Source organism: Rhodococcus sp. IEGM 1406 (genome assembly GCF_030056745.1).
GTDB lineage: Bacteria > Actinomycetota > Actinomycetes > Mycobacteriales > Mycobacteriaceae > Rhodococcus_F > Rhodococcus_F erythropolis.
On record NZ_JASHKO010000006.1, the window covers coordinates 232,161 to 250,860 of the forward strand.

17 protein-coding genes and 1 pseudogene are annotated in these 18,700 nt (G+C 61.6%); 11 read left to right on the plus strand and 7 right to left on the minus strand.

The window, feature by feature from the left end:
* Window positions 1-56 precede the first annotated feature (56 nt).
* Genes QM596_RS26245 through QM596_RS26255 form a run of 3 tightly spaced genes read left to right on the plus strand, consistent with a single transcriptional unit; the run spans window position 57 to window position 3,987 of the window.
* Window positions 57-1,823 (plus strand): multicopper oxidase family protein, encoded by a 1,767-nt coding sequence (locus QM596_RS26245; RefSeq protein ID WP_283310279.1) that lies wholly within the window; start codon window positions 57-59, stop codon window positions 1,821-1,823.
* Window positions 1,824-1,859: 36 nt separating this feature from the next.
* Window positions 1,860-3,074 carry a CaiB/BaiF CoA transferase family protein gene (locus tag QM596_RS26250; protein ID WP_019746577.1) on the plus strand — a complete coding sequence of 405 codons (1,215 nt, stop codon included), beginning with the start codon at window positions 1,860-1,862 and terminating at the stop codon, window positions 3,072-3,074.
* Between the two features lies 1 nt (window position 3,075).
* Window positions 3,076-3,987: a hydroxymethylglutaryl-CoA lyase gene (locus QM596_RS26255; RefSeq protein ID WP_020968236.1), complete on the plus strand. Its 912-nt coding sequence runs from the start codon at window positions 3,076-3,078 to the stop codon at window positions 3,985-3,987.
* A 6-nt stretch (window positions 3,988-3,993) separates the two neighbouring features.
* On the opposite strand, the gene QM596_RS26260 is transcribed toward QM596_RS26255, so the two are convergent.
* From QM596_RS26260 to QM596_RS26280, 5 genes and pseudogenes are all read right to left on the minus strand, one after another.
* Window positions 3,994-4,299, minus strand: coding sequence for a hypothetical protein (locus QM596_RS26260; RefSeq protein WP_020968237.1), 306 nt, complete (start codon window positions 4,297-4,299; stop codon window positions 3,994-3,996).
* A 47-nt stretch (window positions 4,300-4,346) separates the two neighbouring features.
* On the minus strand, window positions 4,347-5,444 hold the full coding sequence (locus QM596_RS26265) for a DUF8320 family protein (protein WP_020968238.1): 1,098 nt from the start codon (window positions 5,442-5,444) through the stop codon (window positions 4,347-4,349).
* Entirely contained in the window at window positions 5,441-6,508 is a 1,068-nt protein-coding gene (locus QM596_RS26270) for a sensor histidine kinase (RefSeq protein WP_024487593.1), read from the minus strand. The genes QM596_RS26265 and QM596_RS26270 overlap by 4 nt, the downstream gene beginning before the upstream one ends.
* Before the next feature lie 131 nt (window positions 6,509-6,639).
* Complete coding sequence (locus QM596_RS26275; RefSeq protein ID WP_019746582.1) at window positions 6,640-6,906, minus strand: response regulator transcription factor; 267 nt, start codon at window positions 6,904-6,906, stop codon at window positions 6,640-6,642.
* A gap of 166 nt (window positions 6,907-7,072) precedes the next feature.
* Window positions 7,073-7,775: pseudogene (locus QM596_RS26280) on the minus strand (response regulator transcription factor).
* 183 nt (window positions 7,776-7,958) lie between these two features.
* Here QM596_RS26280 and QM596_RS26285 point away from each other — a divergent pair.
* From QM596_RS26285 to QM596_RS26320, 8 genes are all read left to right on the plus strand, one after another.
* On the plus strand, window positions 7,959-8,483 hold the full coding sequence (locus tag QM596_RS26285) for a TetR/AcrR family transcriptional regulator (RefSeq protein WP_020968240.1): 525 nt from the start codon (window positions 7,959-7,961) through the stop codon (window positions 8,481-8,483).
* On the plus strand, window positions 8,480-9,964 hold the full coding sequence (locus QM596_RS26290) for a flavin-containing monooxygenase (RefSeq protein ID WP_021334225.1): 1,485 nt from the start codon (window positions 8,480-8,482) through the stop codon (window positions 9,962-9,964). Before QM596_RS26285 ends, QM596_RS26290 begins: the two co-directional genes overlap by 4 nt.
* Complete coding sequence (locus QM596_RS26295; RefSeq protein ID WP_283310280.1) at window positions 9,961-11,676, plus strand: GMC oxidoreductase; 1,716 nt, start codon at window positions 9,961-9,963, stop codon at window positions 11,674-11,676. Before QM596_RS26290 ends, QM596_RS26295 begins: the two co-directional genes overlap by 4 nt.
* Entirely contained in the window at window positions 11,660-12,307 is a 648-nt protein-coding gene (locus QM596_RS26300; RefSeq protein ID WP_019746587.1) for an acetoacetate decarboxylase family protein, read from the plus strand. Before QM596_RS26295 ends, QM596_RS26300 begins: the two co-directional genes overlap by 17 nt.
* A 287-nt stretch (window positions 12,308-12,594) precedes the next feature.
* On the plus strand, window positions 12,595-13,149 hold the full coding sequence (locus QM596_RS26305; RefSeq protein ID WP_283310281.1) for a Fur family transcriptional regulator: 555 nt from the start codon (window positions 12,595-12,597) through the stop codon (window positions 13,147-13,149).
* 31 nt (window positions 13,150-13,180) lie between these two features.
* The gene (locus tag QM596_RS26310; RefSeq protein WP_283310282.1) at window positions 13,181-14,632 is read left to right on the plus strand and encodes a catalase; all 1,452 of its coding nucleotides are present in this window, start codon (window positions 13,181-13,183) and stop codon (window positions 14,630-14,632) included.
* A 269-nt stretch (window positions 14,633-14,901) separates the two neighbouring features.
* A complete protein-coding gene (locus tag QM596_RS26315) occupies window positions 14,902-15,588 on the plus strand; it encodes an HAD family hydrolase (protein WP_030535692.1) in 687 nt (228 codons plus the stop codon).
* Between the two features lie 6 nt (window positions 15,589-15,594).
* Window positions 15,595-16,584, plus strand: coding sequence for an LLM class F420-dependent oxidoreductase (locus QM596_RS26320; protein WP_020723628.1), 990 nt, complete (start codon window positions 15,595-15,597; stop codon window positions 16,582-16,584).
* On the opposite strand, the gene QM596_RS26325 is transcribed toward QM596_RS26320, so the two are convergent.
* Together QM596_RS26325 and QM596_RS26330 are read right to left on the minus strand one after the other, a co-directional pair.
* Window positions 16,481-17,860, minus strand: a complete 1,380-nt coding sequence (locus QM596_RS26325; RefSeq protein ID WP_283310283.1) for a sensor histidine kinase — start codon at window positions 17,858-17,860, stop codon at window positions 16,481-16,483. The two genes, QM596_RS26320 and QM596_RS26325, sit on opposite strands and share 104 nt — an antisense overlap.
* Window positions 17,857-18,561, minus strand: coding sequence for a response regulator transcription factor (locus tag QM596_RS26330; RefSeq protein ID WP_003943475.1), 705 nt, complete (start codon window positions 18,559-18,561; stop codon window positions 17,857-17,859). The genes QM596_RS26325 and QM596_RS26330 overlap by 4 nt, the downstream gene beginning before the upstream one ends.
* Window positions 18,562-18,700 lie beyond the last annotated feature (139 nt).

Sequence of the window (18,700 nt, forward strand, 5' to 3'; positions counted from 1 at the left end):
CCGTGCGAGCACACGGGTAACCCGCTCCGGATGCCGTCAGCGTGAGGGGGCCGTGAGTGGACGAGTCACACAAGATCCGTCGACGATCGTTTGTTCAAGGGCTTGGCTTGCTGGCCGGCCTGAGTGCATTGTCCGCTGGATCAGCGACAGCTCGACCCCCTGACATCGATCCGCTACGCCCATTCCAACTTCCGTCACCCCGGCTGGAACCGTTTCGGGAGACCCTTCCTGTCCTGCCGGGCATTTCGGGTGGAAACCTGGAGCTTCGCGCGGCTTCGTCGATGCACCGTTTCCACCCGGACCTACCGTCGTCGCCGTCGCTGGGTTACGGCGGAATGGATTATCTGGGCCCCACCATCGAAGCTCACGTCGATCAGCTCGTCACAGTCCGATATGCCAATGACATTTCTGCGTATCCGCTTGCCGCGGATGTCGATCCGGGTCTGCACGGCGTCAGCGACCTCGACCGCACACAGGTCCCCACCTCGCTTCACCTGCACGGAGGAGTTACTGCACCACAGTTCGACGGACATCCGGAGTTGATCCAGCGTCCGGGCGAAGGTTTGGTCCACGAATACACGAATGGTCGTGCCGCCGGCAATCTCTGGTACCACGATCACGCCATGGGAATGACGCGCCTCAACGTCTACGCCGGATTGGTCGGGATGTATTTTCTCCGTGACGACGTTGACACGGGCGCCGCCGGGAATTCTCTCGGCCTGCCGACCGGTGAGTTCGAACTCCCGATGATTCTGCAGGACAAGGTATTCACTTCCGACGGTCAGCAGAGTGTCCGTTCCACGTGGCTCACTCCGCAAGGTTCATGGGATCCGGCGACCCCCGGTGACGTTGGCGTGGTGAATGGCGTCGTGTGGCCGAAAGTGGAGGTTGCCCGCGGCCTGTATCGATTGCGACTGCTCAACGCCGCAACCTATTCGGTGTGGAATCTGCATTTCGCAAATCGTATGCGGTTCTGGGTGATCGGGTCCGAAGGCGGTTTACTGGCCGCTCCGGCGCCGACGGATCACGTCCGGTTGAGTCCGGGTGAACGCGCTGATCTGCTGGTCGACTTCAGTATGCTCGAGCCGGGCACGACGGTGGAATTTCGCAACGACGAACCGGTACCCCTTGCGGTGGCTCAACGCGGCACGCAGGTGATGCCGGTGTTCTGTCGGTTCGACGTGGGCAGCGCAAAGGGATTCACCGGCTCGATCCCGCAGCAGCTGAATTCCGTTGCCGCCGAACCGGCGTCCCCGGATGTGGTGCGAAATCTCACGATCATGCAGCTGTCGCGTCCCTCGGATTACCCGTCGATCACTATGTCGCTCAACAATTTGAGGTTCACCGATTCGGATATCGAACTGCCACGTCAGGGGGCCGTCGAGCAATGGAATCTGATCAACATCACCACGGAACCACATCCGATTCATCTGCACCTGGTGGCGTTCCGCGTTGTGGGACGCCAGAGCCTCGACACTGCAGCACTGATGCAGCGGTATCCGGTGCCTGACTTGGGGGTCCGGTGGACGCCGTCGGCGGAGGAATTCGTGACCTCTTCGCTGCGGCCTCCCGAAGTGTGGGAAACGGGGGAGAAGGACACGGTCATCGTGGATGCCAACTCGATCACCCGCGTGATCGTGCGCTTTCCGACGGCCGACGAGTTGGGCTTCGATCCGGATGCAACTTTCGCGAGAGGTTCCATGGCAGATCACTCGGCGCACGGAGAAGCTGGCATGGGGGACTTGCAGGGGTACGTCTGGCACTGCCACATGCTCGATCACGAAGACCACGACATGATGTTGCGATACCGGGTGGTGACGTAGCCTTCAAAGGGAGAAAAGTTCCCAGAGGAGGCAGCTGTGTCGGAAGGTGCGCCCACCGGGCCCCTGGACGGATATCGGGTGATTGAACTCGGAACCTTGATCGCCGGGCCCTTCGCCGGGAAATTGCTCGGCGACATGGGAGCCGACGTGATCAAGATCGAATCACCGGACCGTCCAGACCCGCTTCGTACCTGGGGTCAGGCAGAGCAGGACGGTCATCGATTCTTCTGGACGGTTCACGCCCGCAACAAGCGGTGTGTGACGTTGGACCTTCGCGTCGACGCGGGCCGCGACCTGTTTCTGAATCTGATCGAACATGCCGACGTGGTGGTCGAGAACTTCCGGCCGGGCACCCTCGAGAAGTGGGGTCTGGGATTCGACGTGCTGAGCGCGCGCAATCCGAAGTTGGTGTTGGCCAGGGTATCCGGCTACGGGCAGAGCGGACCGCAAGCCAAGAGCGCCGGCTACGCCTCGGTTGCCGAAGCAGTCAGCGGATTTCGGCATCTGAACGGTTATCCAGGGCAGGCACCCCCGCGTATTGCCCTTTCACTCGGAGATTCTCTCGGTGGGATGTTCGCCGTTCAGGGAGTGCTGGCGGCGTTGCTCTCGCGAGAGCGGACCGGCCGTGGTCAGGTGGTCGACGTTGCCCTCACAGAATCCTGTCTGGCGGTGCAGGAATCCACGATCCCGGACTACGATCGGGGCGGGATCATCCGGCAGCCCTCGGGAACGAGGTTGGAGGGTATCGCACCGTCCAACATCTACCAGACCTCTGAAGGAAACTGGGTGGTGATCGCGGCCAATCAGGACACGCTCTTCGTGCGTCTGTGCACCATCATGGGTCGACCGGAACTAGCGCAAGACGACCGATTCTCCAATCATGTTGCGCGTGGCAAACATCAGGATGAGCTCGACGAATTGATCAGCGCCTGGGTTGCGCTCCAAGATCCCACCAGTCTCGTGGAACGCCTCACCGAAGTGGGAGTTGTTGCCGGGCCGATCAATACGGTTGAAGATGTGGTCAAGGATCCGCAGCTGATCGAACGGGGGATGCTCGTCGACCACTACGACGAGCGGATCGGGGAAAACGTCCTCGGCCTGGGCGTCGTGCCTACATTCAGTGAGACACCCGGATCCGTTCGCAACGCGGGAGCAGCGTCGCCGGGGTACGACAACGCTTCGGTCTGGGGTGGGCTCCTCGGACTCTCGGGCGACGAGCAGACAGAACTGAAGAAGAAGGGCGTGATCTGACGTGTCGGTACCTGAAGCAGGTGTTCCCGCGGTCAGCATTCGTGAAGTCGGGCCACGGGATGGGTTGCAGATCGAAGACCCGGTCTCGCTGGCGGAGAAACTTCGTCTTGTCGAAGCTCTGGCTGCGACAGGTGTTTCGCGCATCGAGGCGACGTCGTTCGTGTCACCGCGTGCGGTGCCGGCACTGGCCGACGCGGAGTTGTTGGCCGCAGAGTTGCACCAGTGGCCAGGCATCGAGTTCTCGGCATTGGTCGCCGGAATCGGTGGAGCGAAACGGGCCGTTGCTGCAGGAATGAAAACCGTCGAATATGTGGTGTCGGCATCGAATAGCCACAGCGAGGCCAATACTCGGTCGACGACGGAGCAAGCGACCGAACGTATCGGAGAGGTCGTCCGGATCGTCCACGAGGCTGGTGGACGGGTGGAGGTCATCGTGGCCACAGCCTGGGACTGTCCGTTCGACGGTCCAACCGATCCGGACCGTGTTCTGCGGATTGCGGAGCAGGCCAAAGAGTTCGGCGCTGATCAGTTCTCGATCGCGGATACCATCGGCACTGCCACACCGGGACGCGTCGGACGGTTGATCGACGCTGTCGGCGAAAGAGTGGGTGACTTCGGCTTGGGTGTGCACTTCCACAACACGCGTGGCGCTGGTCTTGCCAGTGCGTTGGCGGCTGTGCAGCACGGAGTTCGAAACCTGGATGCGTCCACCGGTGGCCTGGGCGGTTGCCCGTTTGCTCCTGGTGCCAGTGGCAATATCGCGACTGAGGAACTGGTCTACATGCTCGAAGACATGGGCGTTGCGACAGGTATCGACCTGGATGCGAGCATTCGTGCCGCTGCCGTTGCAGAAGAGATAGTGGGCCATACGGTTCCCAGTAATCTTCTCCGCGCCGGCGATCGGAAGCGATAGGGACCTTTACTCTTCTCGGTTGGGTGATGCCAGCTGCAGTTTGACCAGCTGCTCGTGTGCCGCCGGCGGCCAACCGATGCGCTGTTTCTCCAGATGCCATGCACCGGCGGCACATGCGATCGCGAGGACGATCCAGATCGCTACGCTTCCGATCTGAGAGCCCAGGTCGCTCGATGAGGATACTTCGCCCGTGCTGTAGTCGTATTCCGTTGTCGTGGTGATTCCCTCGACTGCGAAGGTCCACAGAATCGGAAGGGCACACAGTGTGGCAAGGGCGCGTGCAACATGTGCTGGACGCAGTTCGAAGATCATTCATTTCTCCTGGTGATCGACGCGGTGAATCTCACTCTCCTCGAAAGCTATTCGGGATAGACGGCGCTGTCTGTAGTCGGATCGACGGACATGGACGAGGCGCCGAGTTCCCTCTGCTCTCCCTGCCGTAACAGCTGCATTCCGTTGTGATCGAACTCGATTCGTCGAACGTCTTCAGTGTCGACCAGCATCGTGGCCATAGCGGTGCGCCGAGGTGGAAGGATCCGAATGGTCACTTTGCCTCGCGTGATCGCGGTGAGTTCCCGGACGATGCTCGCGTGGATTCGGTCGCGCACGGCGGGGTCAGCGCCATCCATTCCGTGGTCGTCGAGCAGGACTACCTCGACGCCGCGGTTTCGAGTGGCATGCACAGCATCGATGACATCTGTCTGTTGTAAGCCAGGCGCCCTCAGCGAATCTCGGAGTTGCGCCTCGAGGAGTTCGCATTCTTGCCGCTCGGCGGTTGTCAGCGGAATCCCGGAAGCGACCCGTTCGAGGAGTGGGCGCGCAAGTAGATCGAGCCTGTCGAGTTGCGCGTCGCGTTCCTCGAGAATCGCAGCGCTAGCGGATGCGGAGGCAATTCGTTGGGTGGACTGCTCCCGAAGTTCGTAGATAACCCTGGCTTGAGGACGGATGGTGTACGCGAAGAAGGTCGACATCAGAACAGGGCCCGCGTTGATGACCGTCAACGACACTCCGTACATGGCCCCCTGGCCGGTAGTGGAGGACCAGATGGCGGTCACCAACACCATGAGCCCAAGCCCGAGCCACGCGAGTGCTGTACGCCCACGAACGCACATGAAGGTGAAAACGGCCGTAGACATCCCGAACATCCACAATTGAGTCATGTCGTTGACGGGCACTGGAACCACTGACAACACAAGGCCACTCGTGACGGCGCCAGTCAGAGACACCAGAACGCTCTGCCCCAGCGGCATCGGGTCGCCTCGGCTCAGAACGAGTGTGAAAGCCGCAGTCGAGCACACGATAATTGCCAAGACCATCGGCCAGACTGCGCGGACGTCGGAGGAGGTGTACGCGACCGAGATCACGCAGGTGAGCGCGAAGCATGCAGCCATGAATCGAGCAGCACGGCTGTGCATACCGAGGAGATCGCGGACATCTCGTCCGTCCGGTCTGGTCATGCCATCACCGCTGCGGGCAAGCTCAGGGTCAGAGTCACCGAAGTGCCGCGGCCGGGTGACGATCGAATGGTTGCCGATCCGCCGTCGAGTTGGCGCATTCTGCCGCGGATGCTGACAGTGATTCCGAGGCGATGCGTCTCGACGGAGCTCGGATCGAAGCCGACGCCGTCGTCCGCGACGACTACTTCGAGGTGGGTGGTGGTTGCCGTGACCGTGACCGAACGCCGTGCACTGCTTCCGGCGTGCTTGACGCTGTTGCGCAGCGCCTCGGCCATCGCACCGGCCATCGCACGAATCGAGTCGGGCGCGTATCCGCTCGGATCGGACCCGACTGACAGGGCGGTCTCGAACGTGATGTTTTCGTCCACTTCCGAAGCGGCTGAACGCAACTGAGCGAGGATTCCGTCGAAGTCGAAACTCGTCTCGTGATCGGTTCCGGAGCGGAGTTCGTCAAGCCTCTCGACAGTCCTTCGTGCCTGAGCGATGACCGAGGGATCGGCATCGTTTCTCGAAGCAGCGAGCAGGGTGGACATCACGGTGTCGTGGATGAGTGCGTCGAATCTCTCGCGTTCGACGGACTTGGCCTCGGCCGCTGCGGCGCCTGCCGCAGCGGCATGAGTGGTGGCGATAGTTGCATCCAGCACGCGACCGGTGCGCAAGGCCATGACGGCCGCTGCGACGAATACCGCGCAAAATGTCCAGGCGAAGGCGAGGTCGGGAACAAGCAGGTGCGTCGTGGGACTCGTCCGGATTATGTGATTGGTCAACTGTGCGAGTGTTGCCGCCACGAAAAGGTGCACGACGGCAGCGGCCGGTCGCCAAGCCGCAGCTGCCGCAAGGCTGGCGACGCCGGGGAAATTGGAAATCCACAAGGTGAAATCCGTGACGTGCTCACCATTCCAGGCCGGCCACCACAGGAGGATGACCACGACGTAGAGGAGCGCATTTGCACTCGCGGCTCGTTTCACCCACCGGGTGTCTGCGTGAAACGTCGATGCTCCCAATACCAGTCCACTACCGAAAGTTGCGACCACTGCCAGCGGGGTCCACCAAGACGCGGACATCGCAGTGGCTTCGGCAATGGCAGGGGCGAGCAATATCAGATAGCAGACATAGCCTGCGCCGATGAAACGGCCGAAGAGCCTGAGAATTTCGTCAGAAGCAGTGGCTGTTTTGTCGAAAGCAACTTTGTCGATCAGAGTTCGTCGATCGTCACTATCTGATCTTGTATCGCTCGCACGAGTAGTTCGCATTTCGTCGGTGCGTTCCTTCCAACGTCGGCATACTTCTCGCGAATCCGGGACAGGTGGGTTCCCACCGTTCCCACGCTTATGTAGAGGTTTTGAGCGACGCGTGACTTCGAATCACTCAGTAGCCATTCCCTGAGAACCTCGACTTCGCGCTCCGAAAGGTGCGGTCCGACAGGCTCTTGTGTCATGCAGTTTTCCACAGTGACGGTCATGAGTTTCGTCTTTCTTTCGTCTAACGGAATGACAGACTCCCCGACAGCGCCGTCTTCTTAACAGGTGAATGTAAGTCGAAGTTGGCCATTTTTCCCAGACATCAATTCCTCTGCCCATATTTCCAGGGGCAGCCTCAGCGAAATCAATCGTTACCGAACTTTTTCATTACTGAAGGTCATTGTTAGTCAAGGTCAGATTTCTACCGAGATTCCTGCGTTCCGGAATCGGTAACACCCCGTCCTCGACCGCGCGTTTGTACAGATCTGTCTTTGTGGGGGCCGGCCGTCCGGCAGCCGCATATTTCTGCCTGATGCGTTGGAGGTAATCGTTGACCGTCTGCGGCGCCAAACCGGTGAGTCGCGCAACGCGATCTGCCTTCTCTCCGGATGCGTAGTTCGAGGACCTCGAGTTGTCGAGGGCTCAGACCCACCTCGTCGAGACCTGGATCCCCGTCGATTGCGGCAGCCCACTCTGTCGTCACCACCTGCCTTCCCGACGCGGCGGCGCGTATTGCATCAATCACGACGGCAGTCGGTTCGGACTTGCGCACGACGCCCAGCACACCGGCACGGGCAGCCGAGCGAACGAGGAACGGGTTTTCCGCCCCGGTGAAGATCAATGTCTCGAGCCCCGCGGCCCGCAGTTCCTCGACGTTGCTCTTGGGCGATGAACCGTCGGCCAGTCGGAGGTCGAGAATTGCCAGATCCAAGCTGACGTTCTGAGCGAGCATCTCGGACACAGTGGTCGCGATGCACACCAACTCGATATCCGGCTCGTCCTTCAGCATCACGGACAAGCCGATAGCCACCGACTCGTGGTCTTCCACCAGTCCGACACGGCGGTGTGGAAATGCAGTTTGCTCTGGCATAGCGATTGTTTCCCTCCGCTCGATGCGAGGACGTTATCAGGCAGAGCTGACTGATCGGTATGTTACGTATCAAGATTTGAAGTCAGCCTGGACTGTTTTACGTTTCGGCTCTACAGTTGTCTTGTGACCGAGACCACTTCCGATGTGAAAGTAAGCCGTACGCAGGCCGAACGAACTGCCGCGATGCGTGGGCGCCTGCTCGACGCCGCCGTCGAATCGCTTGTCGAACTGGGCTACGCCCGGACCAGCACCCAGGAGATCGCCCGTCGCGCAGGCGTCTCGCGAGGTACGCAACTGCATCATTTTCCGACCAAGGAATCGCTGGTCGTTGCCGCCGTCGAGTATCTGGTCGACAAGCGACTGGAAGAAATCCTCACCGCTGAAGTGGATCGCGGCCGAGGTCTCGAGGTCCTGGCGGACGCGTTCTCCGGGCCGCTGTTCTACGCTGCGCTCGAATTGTGGGTCGCGGCGCGAACCGATCCTGTTCTGCATGCGGCGACGGTGCCCCTCGAACGCAAGGTCAGTGAGGCACTCGAGTTCGGTAGCGCCGAGTTGTTCGGCGATCGATTCGATTCCGAGTCGGTCGAACTCACCATCGAACTCGTCCGCGGTCTTGCAGTCTCAGCCCTTTTCCGTACACCCGAAGCCGACGACGCGCTCAGAGCGCGACTGTTGCCGGCCTGGCAATCCCGAGTGGAGAAGAAGTGAAGCTTCCCGAACATGTCGAAACGCTGATCGTCGGTGCCGGATTCGCCGGTATGGGCTTGGCAGCCAGAATGCTTCGCGACAATCGCGCGGCGGACGTCGTGTTGATCGAGCGCGGAGCTGACATCGGCGGCACTTGGCGCGACAACACCTACCCAGGGTGCGCCTGTGACGTGCCGACGGCGCTGTACTCGTATTCTTTTGCGCCGAGCGCCGATTGGAGTCATACCTTCGCTCGTCAGCCCGAGATCTACGACTATCTGAAGAAGGTGGCGGCAGTCACCGGCATCGGGGATCGCGTAATCCTGAACTGCGAACTCGAAGCCGCTGTGTGGGACGAGGATGCGGCGCTGTGGCGTGTCCGGACATCCCTGGGGTCGTTGACAGCCAAAGCGCTGGTCGCTGCGACCGGGGCGTTGTCGACACCCAAGATCCCGGATTTTCCCGGTCTCGACCAATTCTCCGGTACCACTTTCCATTCGGCGACGTGGAACCACGAACACGAACTGCGTGGTGAGCGCGTAGCCGTGATCGGAACGGGAGCGTCGGCGGTTCAGTTCGTTCCCGAAATTGCCGACCCTGCTGCCCATGTCACCGTGTTCCAGAGAACTCCGGCCTGGGTGATTCCGCGAATGGATCGCACCCTGCCTGCGGCGCAGAAGGCCGTCTACTCGCGGATTCCCGCTACGCAGAAAGTTGTTCGCGGAGCGGTTTACGGTTTTCGCGAGTTGCTCGGTGCCGCGATGTCACATGCGACGTGGGTCCTGCCGGCCTTCGAGGCGGCCGCGCGCCTCCATCTGCGCAGACAGGTGAAAGATCCGGAGTTGCGCCGGAAACTGACTCCCGATTTCACGATCGGTTGCAAGCGCATGCTTCTGTCCAACGACTGGTTGCGCACCCTCGACCGCGCGGACGTGAGCCTGGTCGACAGCGGGCTCGTCTCGGTCACCGAGGGCGGGGTGGTCGACGGGCACGGAGTCGAGCACAAGGTCGACACCATCATCTTCGCCACGGGGTTCACGCCGACGGAACCGCCTGTGGCGCATCTGATCACCGGAAAACGTGGCGAAACGCTGGCCGCGCATTGGAACGGTAGCCCCAATGCCTACAAGGGCACTGCGGTCAGCGGGTTCCCGAATCTGTTCCTCATGTACGGTCCGAACACCAACCTCGGACACAGTTCGATCGTGTACATGCTCGAGTCCCAGGCCGAGTACGTCAACGACGCGTTGAACACCATGAAACGTGAGCGACTGGACGCTCTTGATGTCAACGAGTCGGTACAGGTGCACTACAACAAGGGAATTCAGCACGAGTTGCAGCACACGGTGTGGAACAAGGGCGGATGCTCGAGTTGGTACATCGATCCGGAGGGGCGCAACTCGGTGCAGTGGCCGACGTTCACATTCAAATTCCGTTCGCTACTGGAACATTTCGATCGTGAGAACTACTCCGCTCGCAAGATCGAAAGCGTCCAGGCATGACCACGACGCACTACGACGTGGTGGTAATCGGATCGGGATTCGGTGGCAGTGTCGCCGCTCTTCGCCTGACGGAGAAGGGCTACCGTGTCGGGGTGCTCGAAGCCGGTCGACGGTTTGCCGACGACGAGTTGCCCGAAACCAGTTGGCGGATGCGAAAGTACCTGTGGGCGCCGTGGATCGGATGTTATGGGGTTCAGCGTATCCACCTTCTTCCGGACGTACTCGTGATGGCGGGAGCCGGCGTCGGGGGCGGATCGTTGAACTACGCCAACACGTTGTATCAGCCACCCAAGCGGTTCTTCGAAGACCGTCAGTGGGCGCACATCACGGACTGGCACGACGAACTGGCGCCGTACTACGACCAGGCCAAACGGATGTTGGGTGTTCGCGCCAATCCGTCCTTCACTCCGGCCGATGCGGTGATGAAAGACGTAGCCGAAGAGATGGGCGTGGGGGAGACCTTCACGTCCACCCCCGTCGGTGTTTTCTTCGGGGAGGCAGGAGTTTCCGTGCCGGACCCGTTCTTCGGCGGAAAAGGGCCCGAACGCACCGGTTGCACCGAATGCGGGGGATGCATGACCGGGTGCCGAGTCGGGGCGAAGAACACGCTGGTCAAGAACTACCTCCATCTCGCCGAGCAAGCGGGCGCCAGGGTTCATCCGCTCACGACCGTCACCGAACTTCGGCCGAGCGCAAGCGGTGGTTATCACCTGCTCGCGAGGCGAACGGACGGCGTCCGCCGGCGAGAAGTTCGGTTCACCGCCGATCAGGTGGTGGTAGCCGCCGGAACGTACGGAACGGCGAGACTGCTGCTCGGTATGAAGGAATCCGGTGCCCTGCCTGACCTGTCGGACACTCTGGGCACCGTTGTACGTACCAATTCCGAAGCCGTACTGGCCGCAACGTCGAAGTCGCGTCGACGGAACTTCACGCAGGGCGTAGCGATCACATCGTCCTTTCACCCGGATGATCACACGCACATCGAGCCGGTGCGATACGGCAAGGGCAGCAATGCAATAGGACTTCTGCAGACCGTCCTGAGTGACGGCGGTGGGCGAACTCCCCGGGTGCTGAAGACTCTGGCGGTCGCGGCACGGCACCCAGGTGCGTTCTTCCGGTCCTTGTCGGTACGGAACTGGTCCGAGCGAACCGTCATCGCGCTGGTGATGCAGACCGACGACAACTCCCTCGAGCTTTCCAAGAACACCAAACGATTCGGGCGTTCCCTCACCAGTAGGCCGGGACCGGGTGATCCGCCTCCCCAGTGGATTCCGCAGGGCCATACAGCTATTCGCAAGGTCGCCGAGAAGATCGACGGTGACCCGGGCGGTTCCATCGCCGAGATCGTGAATATCCCGATGACGGCGCACTTTCTGGGTGGCTGCGCAATCGGTGACAGCGCGGCGAGTGGCGTCGTGGATCCGTATCTCCGTGCTTACGGACATGCCGGCCTGCACGTCATGGACGGTTCGGTGGTGAGCGCGAATCTCGGCGTGAATCCTTCCCTGACCATCACTGCGCAGGCGGAACGAGCGTGCGCGATGTGGCCGAACAAAGGTGCCGCAGACGCCCGCCCGAAGACCGGCGAACCATACGTACGTATCGATCCGACGTTGCCGTCCAACCCGGTGGTGCCGACGCATGCACCAGGTGCTTTGCGGCTTCCCCTGACCGTTCGAGCTGAGAAGGTGTCCGATGTGGAGCGTGCCTGAATCGACAAGTGACCGCGTCGACTGGCCGGTGAGCGATCCGCCGCCGTGGCCTGCTTCCGTTCGCGCAACGCTGTGGTGGCACCGCAGTACGCCGGCGGCGCGGGAACTCGGGCCAGACGGTCGAACGATTCCGGTGACGGTGGCCATGATGGTGGACTACCTCGATTCGCCGGTCGGCCCGTATCGCGAGATCCTCGCCAGTCCGGTCTTGCATGCGCCAGGGAAACGGATCGGGCCTATGCCGCGGATGGCGGTCCCTTTCATCGCGGTGGATTCGGAACCGTCGGTGCACGGCGGGCGAGTCCACTGGCAATTGCCCAAGGTTCTGGCCGAGTTCGACGGAGATGTGCAGCAAAAATTCACTGCAACCGGCGACGGATGGCGGGTGCGTTCGGACACGCGGATGCTCGGGCCGCGTCTGCCGATTGCCGGGGCGTTGGGATTTGCGCAGCCGGAATCCGGTGGAGGTCTGGCGATCGCGTCGGCCAGGCTGACGGGGTCGTTCCGATATGCGCGCGTGAGCGTCGAGGCAGAGGGGCCGACACTGCCGAACTGGTTGGCATCGGGCACTCATCACGGCGCCGTGATTCTGGGCGGAAAAATGACTACGGGAGCAGCCAAGCACCGATAGCGGGGGGTTGACCTGCGAAGGAACGAGCAAGGCCGCCCGTCAGTGATTGGGCGGCCTTGCTCGTGTTGTGTAAAAAGTTGGGTGTCGACGTCCCACAGGCGCCTCTCGGCGGGTGGTCGCTCGCAGCGACAAAAGGGGTGGGGCCCGGGGCTTGTTCGGACGCCGACAGGGTGTTCAACGGTGGTCTCCCCGGATTTGTTCCCGCCCCGGGTATGTGACGCCGGTCTCGATTCAACTTAGGCAATCCTTTTCTTGACTAATTCCAGAAAAGCGGCATACTGGGAAACATGCGAGACGGAGAGCATGACTTCGACCCCCGAGCGCAACTTCGCGCCGTCGGGTTGAGGATCACTGCTCCGCGCCTCGCCGTGCTGGATGCGGTTACAGCCCAACCGCATTCAGACGCCGATTCTGTTGCAGCAATCGTGCGGCAGCAGCTCGGATCGGTATCCACACAGGCCGTTTACGACGTGCTCAAGGCATGCGTGAACGCAGGATTGCTGCGACGCATCGAGCCGGCGGGTTCACCCGCACGGTTCGAGACGAGAACTGGTGACAACCACCATCACCTCGTCTGTCGCGGCTGCGGCAAGGTCGTCGACGTCGATTGTGTTGTCGGCCAAGCTCCCTGCCTCGAACCTTCCGATAATCACGGCTTCGAAATCGACGAAGCCGAGGTCGTGTTCTGGGGCCGTTGCGAAGATTGCCTGAAGAATTCTGCCGAATCCGACACCGCGTCGGACACGGTCTCGCAGAATCGAATTGATGCGTCCAGAACCTCCGAGCCAGCCCCTTCGCATGCAGCCCATGCGTTCGGCTCGGATGCAGCCCCGCTCCTCTGACGCCCAGCCCACAACGCTAGGAGGCTTCGCCATGACCAAGCCCACCACCAACAATTTCGGTATCGCGGTCGCAAGTGATGACGAATCGCTGACCGCGGGTATTCAGGGGCCGGTGCTCCTTCACGACCACTACCTGATCGAGAAGCTCGCGCAGTTCAACCGCGAGCGTGTACCGGAGCGCATCGTCCACGCCAAGGGCGGCGGCGCTTTCGGTGAACTCGTCATCACACACGACGTCAGCAAGTACACCAAGGCCGCGTTCCTGCAGCCGGGTAAGAAGACCGAGTCGCTCGTCCGCTTCTCCACCGTCGCCGGTGAGCAGGGCAGCCCGGACACCTGGCGCGATCCGCGCGGTTTCGCGATGAAGTTCTACACCGAAGAGGGAAACTACGACCTCGTCGGCAACAACACCCCGGTGTTCTTCATCAAGGACGCCATCAAGTTCCCCGACTTCATCCGTTCGCAGAAGCGACTGCCAGGCTCCGGTCTTCGTGACCACGACATGCAGTGGGACTTCTGGACTCTGCGCCCCGAAACGGCTCACCAGGTGACCTGGTTGATGGGTGACCGCGGTATCCCGAAGACCTGGCGCAACATGGACGGCTTCGGATCGCACACCTACCAGTGGGTCAACGCTGCGGGTGAACGCTTCTGGGTGAAGTACCACTTCAAGACCGATCAGGGCATCGAGTTCCTGACACAGGCAGAAGCAGACAGCCTCGCCGGTAGCGATCCCGACTACCACCGCGCGGATCTGTACAACGCCATCGAGGCCGGTAATTTCCCGAGCTGGACCCTCAAGGTTCAGATCATGCCGGTCGACGAGGCCGAAGGCTACCGCTTCAACCCGTTCGACCTCACCAAGGTCTGGTCCCAGAAGGACTACCCGCTGATCGAGGTCGGTAAGTGGACGCTGAACCGTAACCCGGAGAACTTCTTCGCGCAGATCGAGCAGGCATCCTTCGAGCCGTCTAACGTGGTGCCCGGCATCGGATTCAGCCCGGACAAGATGCTTCTGGGCCGCGTCTTCTCCTACGCCGACGCACATCGTTACCGCATCGGCACCAACTACGCCGACCTGCCGGTCAACGCGCCGAAGAACGAGGTGAACTCCTACTCCAAGGAGGGCGCCATGCGTTACAGCTTCAATTCCCCGTCGACGCCGGTGTACGCACCCAACTCGTACGGCGGACCTCACGCCGATCCGTCTGTTGCCGGTGACGAAGGCCTGTGGTCGTTCGACGGCAAGGCAGTGCGCGCCGGATACATCGAGCACGCCGAGGACGGCGACTTCACGCAGGCCGGAACGCTGGTCCGTGAAGTTCTCGACGACGCAGCTCGTGAGCGCCTGGGGAGCAACATCGTCGGCCACGCCCTTGCCGGCGTCAGCGAAGAAGTTCTACTGCGTGTCTTCGAGTACTGGAAGAACGTCGACGCAGATTTGGGCAAGCGCGTCGAAGAAGGTGTACGCGCAGGTCAGTGACCCGCTGACATGAGCATCGCCTAGGTTTACCGAATGCGGACCGCTGCAAGGGAAATCACTTCCCGGCAGCGGTCCGTTTTTGTCTGCCCAACTACAGCAGTGCGAACCAGTAGACGAAGCATGCCAGAAGGAACACAACCACTGACTCCATGACGACACCCCTGTTCGACGTGCACTTCTGCTGTCCGCACTCTCCATGATCCGCTTCTCGAGCGGAGAATGCTCGGGGCACAAGTTTCGCGAACCGAGGTGTTGGGCAGTCAATTCCCATGGCAACAGGTGCAGTTCTCTTCGACATCGACGGAACGCTCGTCGATTCCAACTATCTGCATGTAGAAGCGTGGTCACGAGCCTTCTTCGAGGTGGGTCGCCCGGTTGACGCGTGGCGGGTGCACCGCTGCATCGGCATGGACGGAGACCAACTACTGGAGACGTTGCTCGGCGAAGACATCGATGGGTGCGGGCCTCGGGCCAAGGAACTTCACACCAAGTACTACCGGCAGTCGGCTGACCGTCTCCGAGTACTGCCGGGAGCGCGAGAGTTGATCCGCCGAGTTCACTCGCTCGGACTGCACGTCGTGCTCGCTACCTCGGCGCCCGACGACGAACTGGAGTTGTTGCGCCAGACGCTCGACATCGACGAAATGATCTACGCCGCGACCTCTTCGGAATCCGTCGACGAGGCCAAGCCTGATCCGGACCTGATTGAAATCGCGCTCGCGAAGGCAGGTGTCGACGCGGGCGATGCGGTCATGGTCGGAGACGCCGTCTGGGACATGAAGGCGGCGACATCGGCAGGCGTTGTGGCTGTGGGAGTGCGCAGTGGCGGCATGTCGACCGACGAACTCGACGGCGCGGGTGCGGCGGAGGTGTACGACGACGCCCGCGACCTTCTCGACCACCTCGACGGCAGTGTGATTTCCGAACTCGTTTCAGGCCAAGATACCGGGAGTTGATCAGTGATGGCACGATTCGGCTATACCTTGATGACCGAACAGGCCGGCCCGAAAGAACTGGTCCGCCATGCAGTTCGGGCCGAAGAAGTCGGCTTCGACTTCGAAGTGATGAGTGATCATTACTCGCCGTGGCTGACCGAGCAGGGGCATGCGCCTTACGCCTGGTCGGTGCTGGGAGCAGTTGCCCATGCCACCGAGCGAGTCGGGTTGATGACGTATGTGACTTGTCCGACCGTGAGGTACCACCCTGCCGTGGTCGCGCAGAAAGCCGCGACGATCCAGATCCTCGCGGACGGGCGCTTCACACTGGGATTGGGAAGTGGCGAGAGCCTGAACGAGCATGTGGTCGGTGAGGGGTGGCCGTCCGTCGACACCCGGCACGACATGCTGCAGGAAGCAGTGAGCATTATTCGTGCACTGCTTGCCGGAGATCTGGTGAGCTGGAAGGGGGAGTACTTCGACGTTCAGTCCGCGCGGATCTGGGATCTCCCGGAGAACCCGGTTCCCCTGGCGCTGGCCATGTCCGGCGACAAGTCCGTCGAGCGTTTCGGTCCGATGGCCGATGACCTGATTGCCGTGCAACCGGATTCGGATCTGGTGCACCAGTGGAAGCATGTTCACGGACGGGCGTACGGGTTGGCGCCAGCAGGCCGGACCATCGGTCAGATTCCGATCTCGTGGGATCCTGATCGCGACACGGCCATCGCTCGCGCTCATCAGCAGTTCCGGTGGTTCGGTGGAGGGTGGTCTGTGAACTCCGAACTACCCACACCGGCGAGTTTCGCAGGTGCGACTCAGTTCGTGCGCAAAGAGGATGTGGCGGAAAGTATTCCGTGTGGTCCTGATCTCGATGTCATCGTGGAGGCAGTCAAGGCGTACACCGATGCCGGGTTCACCGATGTGGCGCTGGTACAGATCGGTGGAGATACCCAAGACCGATTCTTCGACGAGGCAGCCAAGCCACTGCTCGAGGCTCTGCACGTCGAATTGGGTTGATCGAGAAAATCAATCGAGTTCCGCCGAGGGGGCTCGCGTCGAGTCGCGCGCTACCGCCGTGCAGCCGCGCCTGCTGCGCGACGAGGGCCAACCCCAAACCGCTTCCGGCGTCGCCGGCGCCGGCACCACGAACAAATCGTTCGAACATCGCTTCGCGTTCCGACGGCGCGATCACGGTGCCGTTGTCGTCGACGAATACCGTCGCCGAACCGGTGGCAGCCCCTGATCGGACGGTGATCTCGACTTCGTCGGCATTGCCGTGCCGAACGGAGTTGGTGACGGCGTTGGTCAACACCAGACGGATGCCCGCGGGAAAGGCCTGAACCGAAAGTTCTTCCGGTGCTTTCAAACGAACGTCGACCTGAGGGTGCAAACGGCCGGCGTCAGCGACGGCGCGATCGGCAACCTCCACGAGATCGACGTCGGCACAATCCTCCGGATCGGCCACTTCACCCAGGGCGAGCGTCTCGAGATCGGTCAGGGTGCGCTCGATCTGGCGCTGCGCCTCCAACAACTCGCTGGACAGTTCGCGGCGTTGGCTTTCCGTGAGATCCAGTGTTGCGAGAACTTCGAGATCGGTACGCATCGACGTGAGAGGTGTGCGTAGTTCGTGGGCGGAGACGCGAGCGAAATCGCGTGCCGACTCCAACGCCTCTTCGGTGCGGCTTCTATCGGTTTCGATGCGACTGAGCATGCTGTGGATTGCCTCCGACAGTTCTTCGGCTTCGCGCGTTCCGCGCACCGACGGTGCCCGGCGCGAGAGTCCTTCGACGTCGAGGTTGTTGCCGATCGAACTGGTGGTCTCGGTCAATTGCTGTAGGGGCCGGACGGCTCGGCCTGTGAGGAACCAGCCTAGCCCGGCCGCGGCAAGGATGGCGACCACTGCCGCAGCGGCCACTTGGAACTGCTGTTCACGGATTGCCTGGGTCAGTGGATCTTCGGGGATGCTGACGGCCAATGCGGCGCCGCTGTCGCCGGGCACGAGAACATCCCGACTGCGAACATCGGTGGTAGCCAAGGCGCTGACGGTCGTGGCGTTGAATCCAGGGCTGATCACGAATGGTTCTGTTGTTGCAGTTGGTGTTTCGATGAACAGGGGGCTCGGCGCACTCGCTGCGACGCCCAGGGTGACGGAATCGAGAGTGCGTTCGAGTTGTTCGGATCCGTTGACGCGCAGGAAGACCGCGAACGCAATTCCGATCGCGGCAATCACGATTCCGGCGGCCAGGCCCGACGCGATGGCTACCCGGGTCTGAAGTGACAGCGGCCGCTTCATCGTTCGGCCCTCAGGACGAAGCCCACTCCGCGCACCGTGTGGATCACGCGGGGCGCCCCGTCGACTTCGAGTTTCTTGCGTAGGTAGGTGACGAAGACGTCGACGACATTGGTGTCGGCAGCGAAGTCGTAACCCCAGACGAGTCGCAGGAGTTGTGCGCGACTGAGTACGACACCGGCATGCTCGGCGAGTACCGACAACAGGTCGAATTCTCTTTTGGTGAGTTCGATTCGCCTACCGTCGATGTGTGCTCGATGGCCACGGAGATCGACCGTCAGCGGTCCCACCGTGATCGGATGGTCGACCGACGGAGTGGCTCGCGTCGTGCGTCGTAGCAATGCGCGCAGTCTGGCGACGAGCTCGGCCAATTCGAAGGGCTTGGTGAGGTAGTCGTCGGCGCCCGCCTCCAGCCCCGCGATGCGGTCACCCACGGAACTTCGGGCGCTGAGTACGCAGATCGGAACCTCGTTGCCGATCGCGCGCAGGGCGGTTACCACTCCGACGCCGTCGAGGCCGGGCATGTTGACGTCGAGAACGAGTGCGGCCGGGCATTGCTTGTTCACCGATGACAAGGCCGATCGTCCGTCGACGGCAGTTGCCGTGTCGAAGCCCGACAATCGGAGTCCACGTTCGAGCGAATTCAGAACCTTCGCGTCGTCGTCAACGATCAGGATGCGCTCGCGTGTACTCACTCCAGCCATGGTGCCATCGGATTGCGACCTGGGGCCTCGCTCGGAGCGAGGGCCGCCGCATTCTCATCAACTCCTAAGAAACCGACAACAGATCTGCAGTGTTGGCTTCATAACCTCGGGTTTCTCGGATGCGACCGCGCCGAGAATT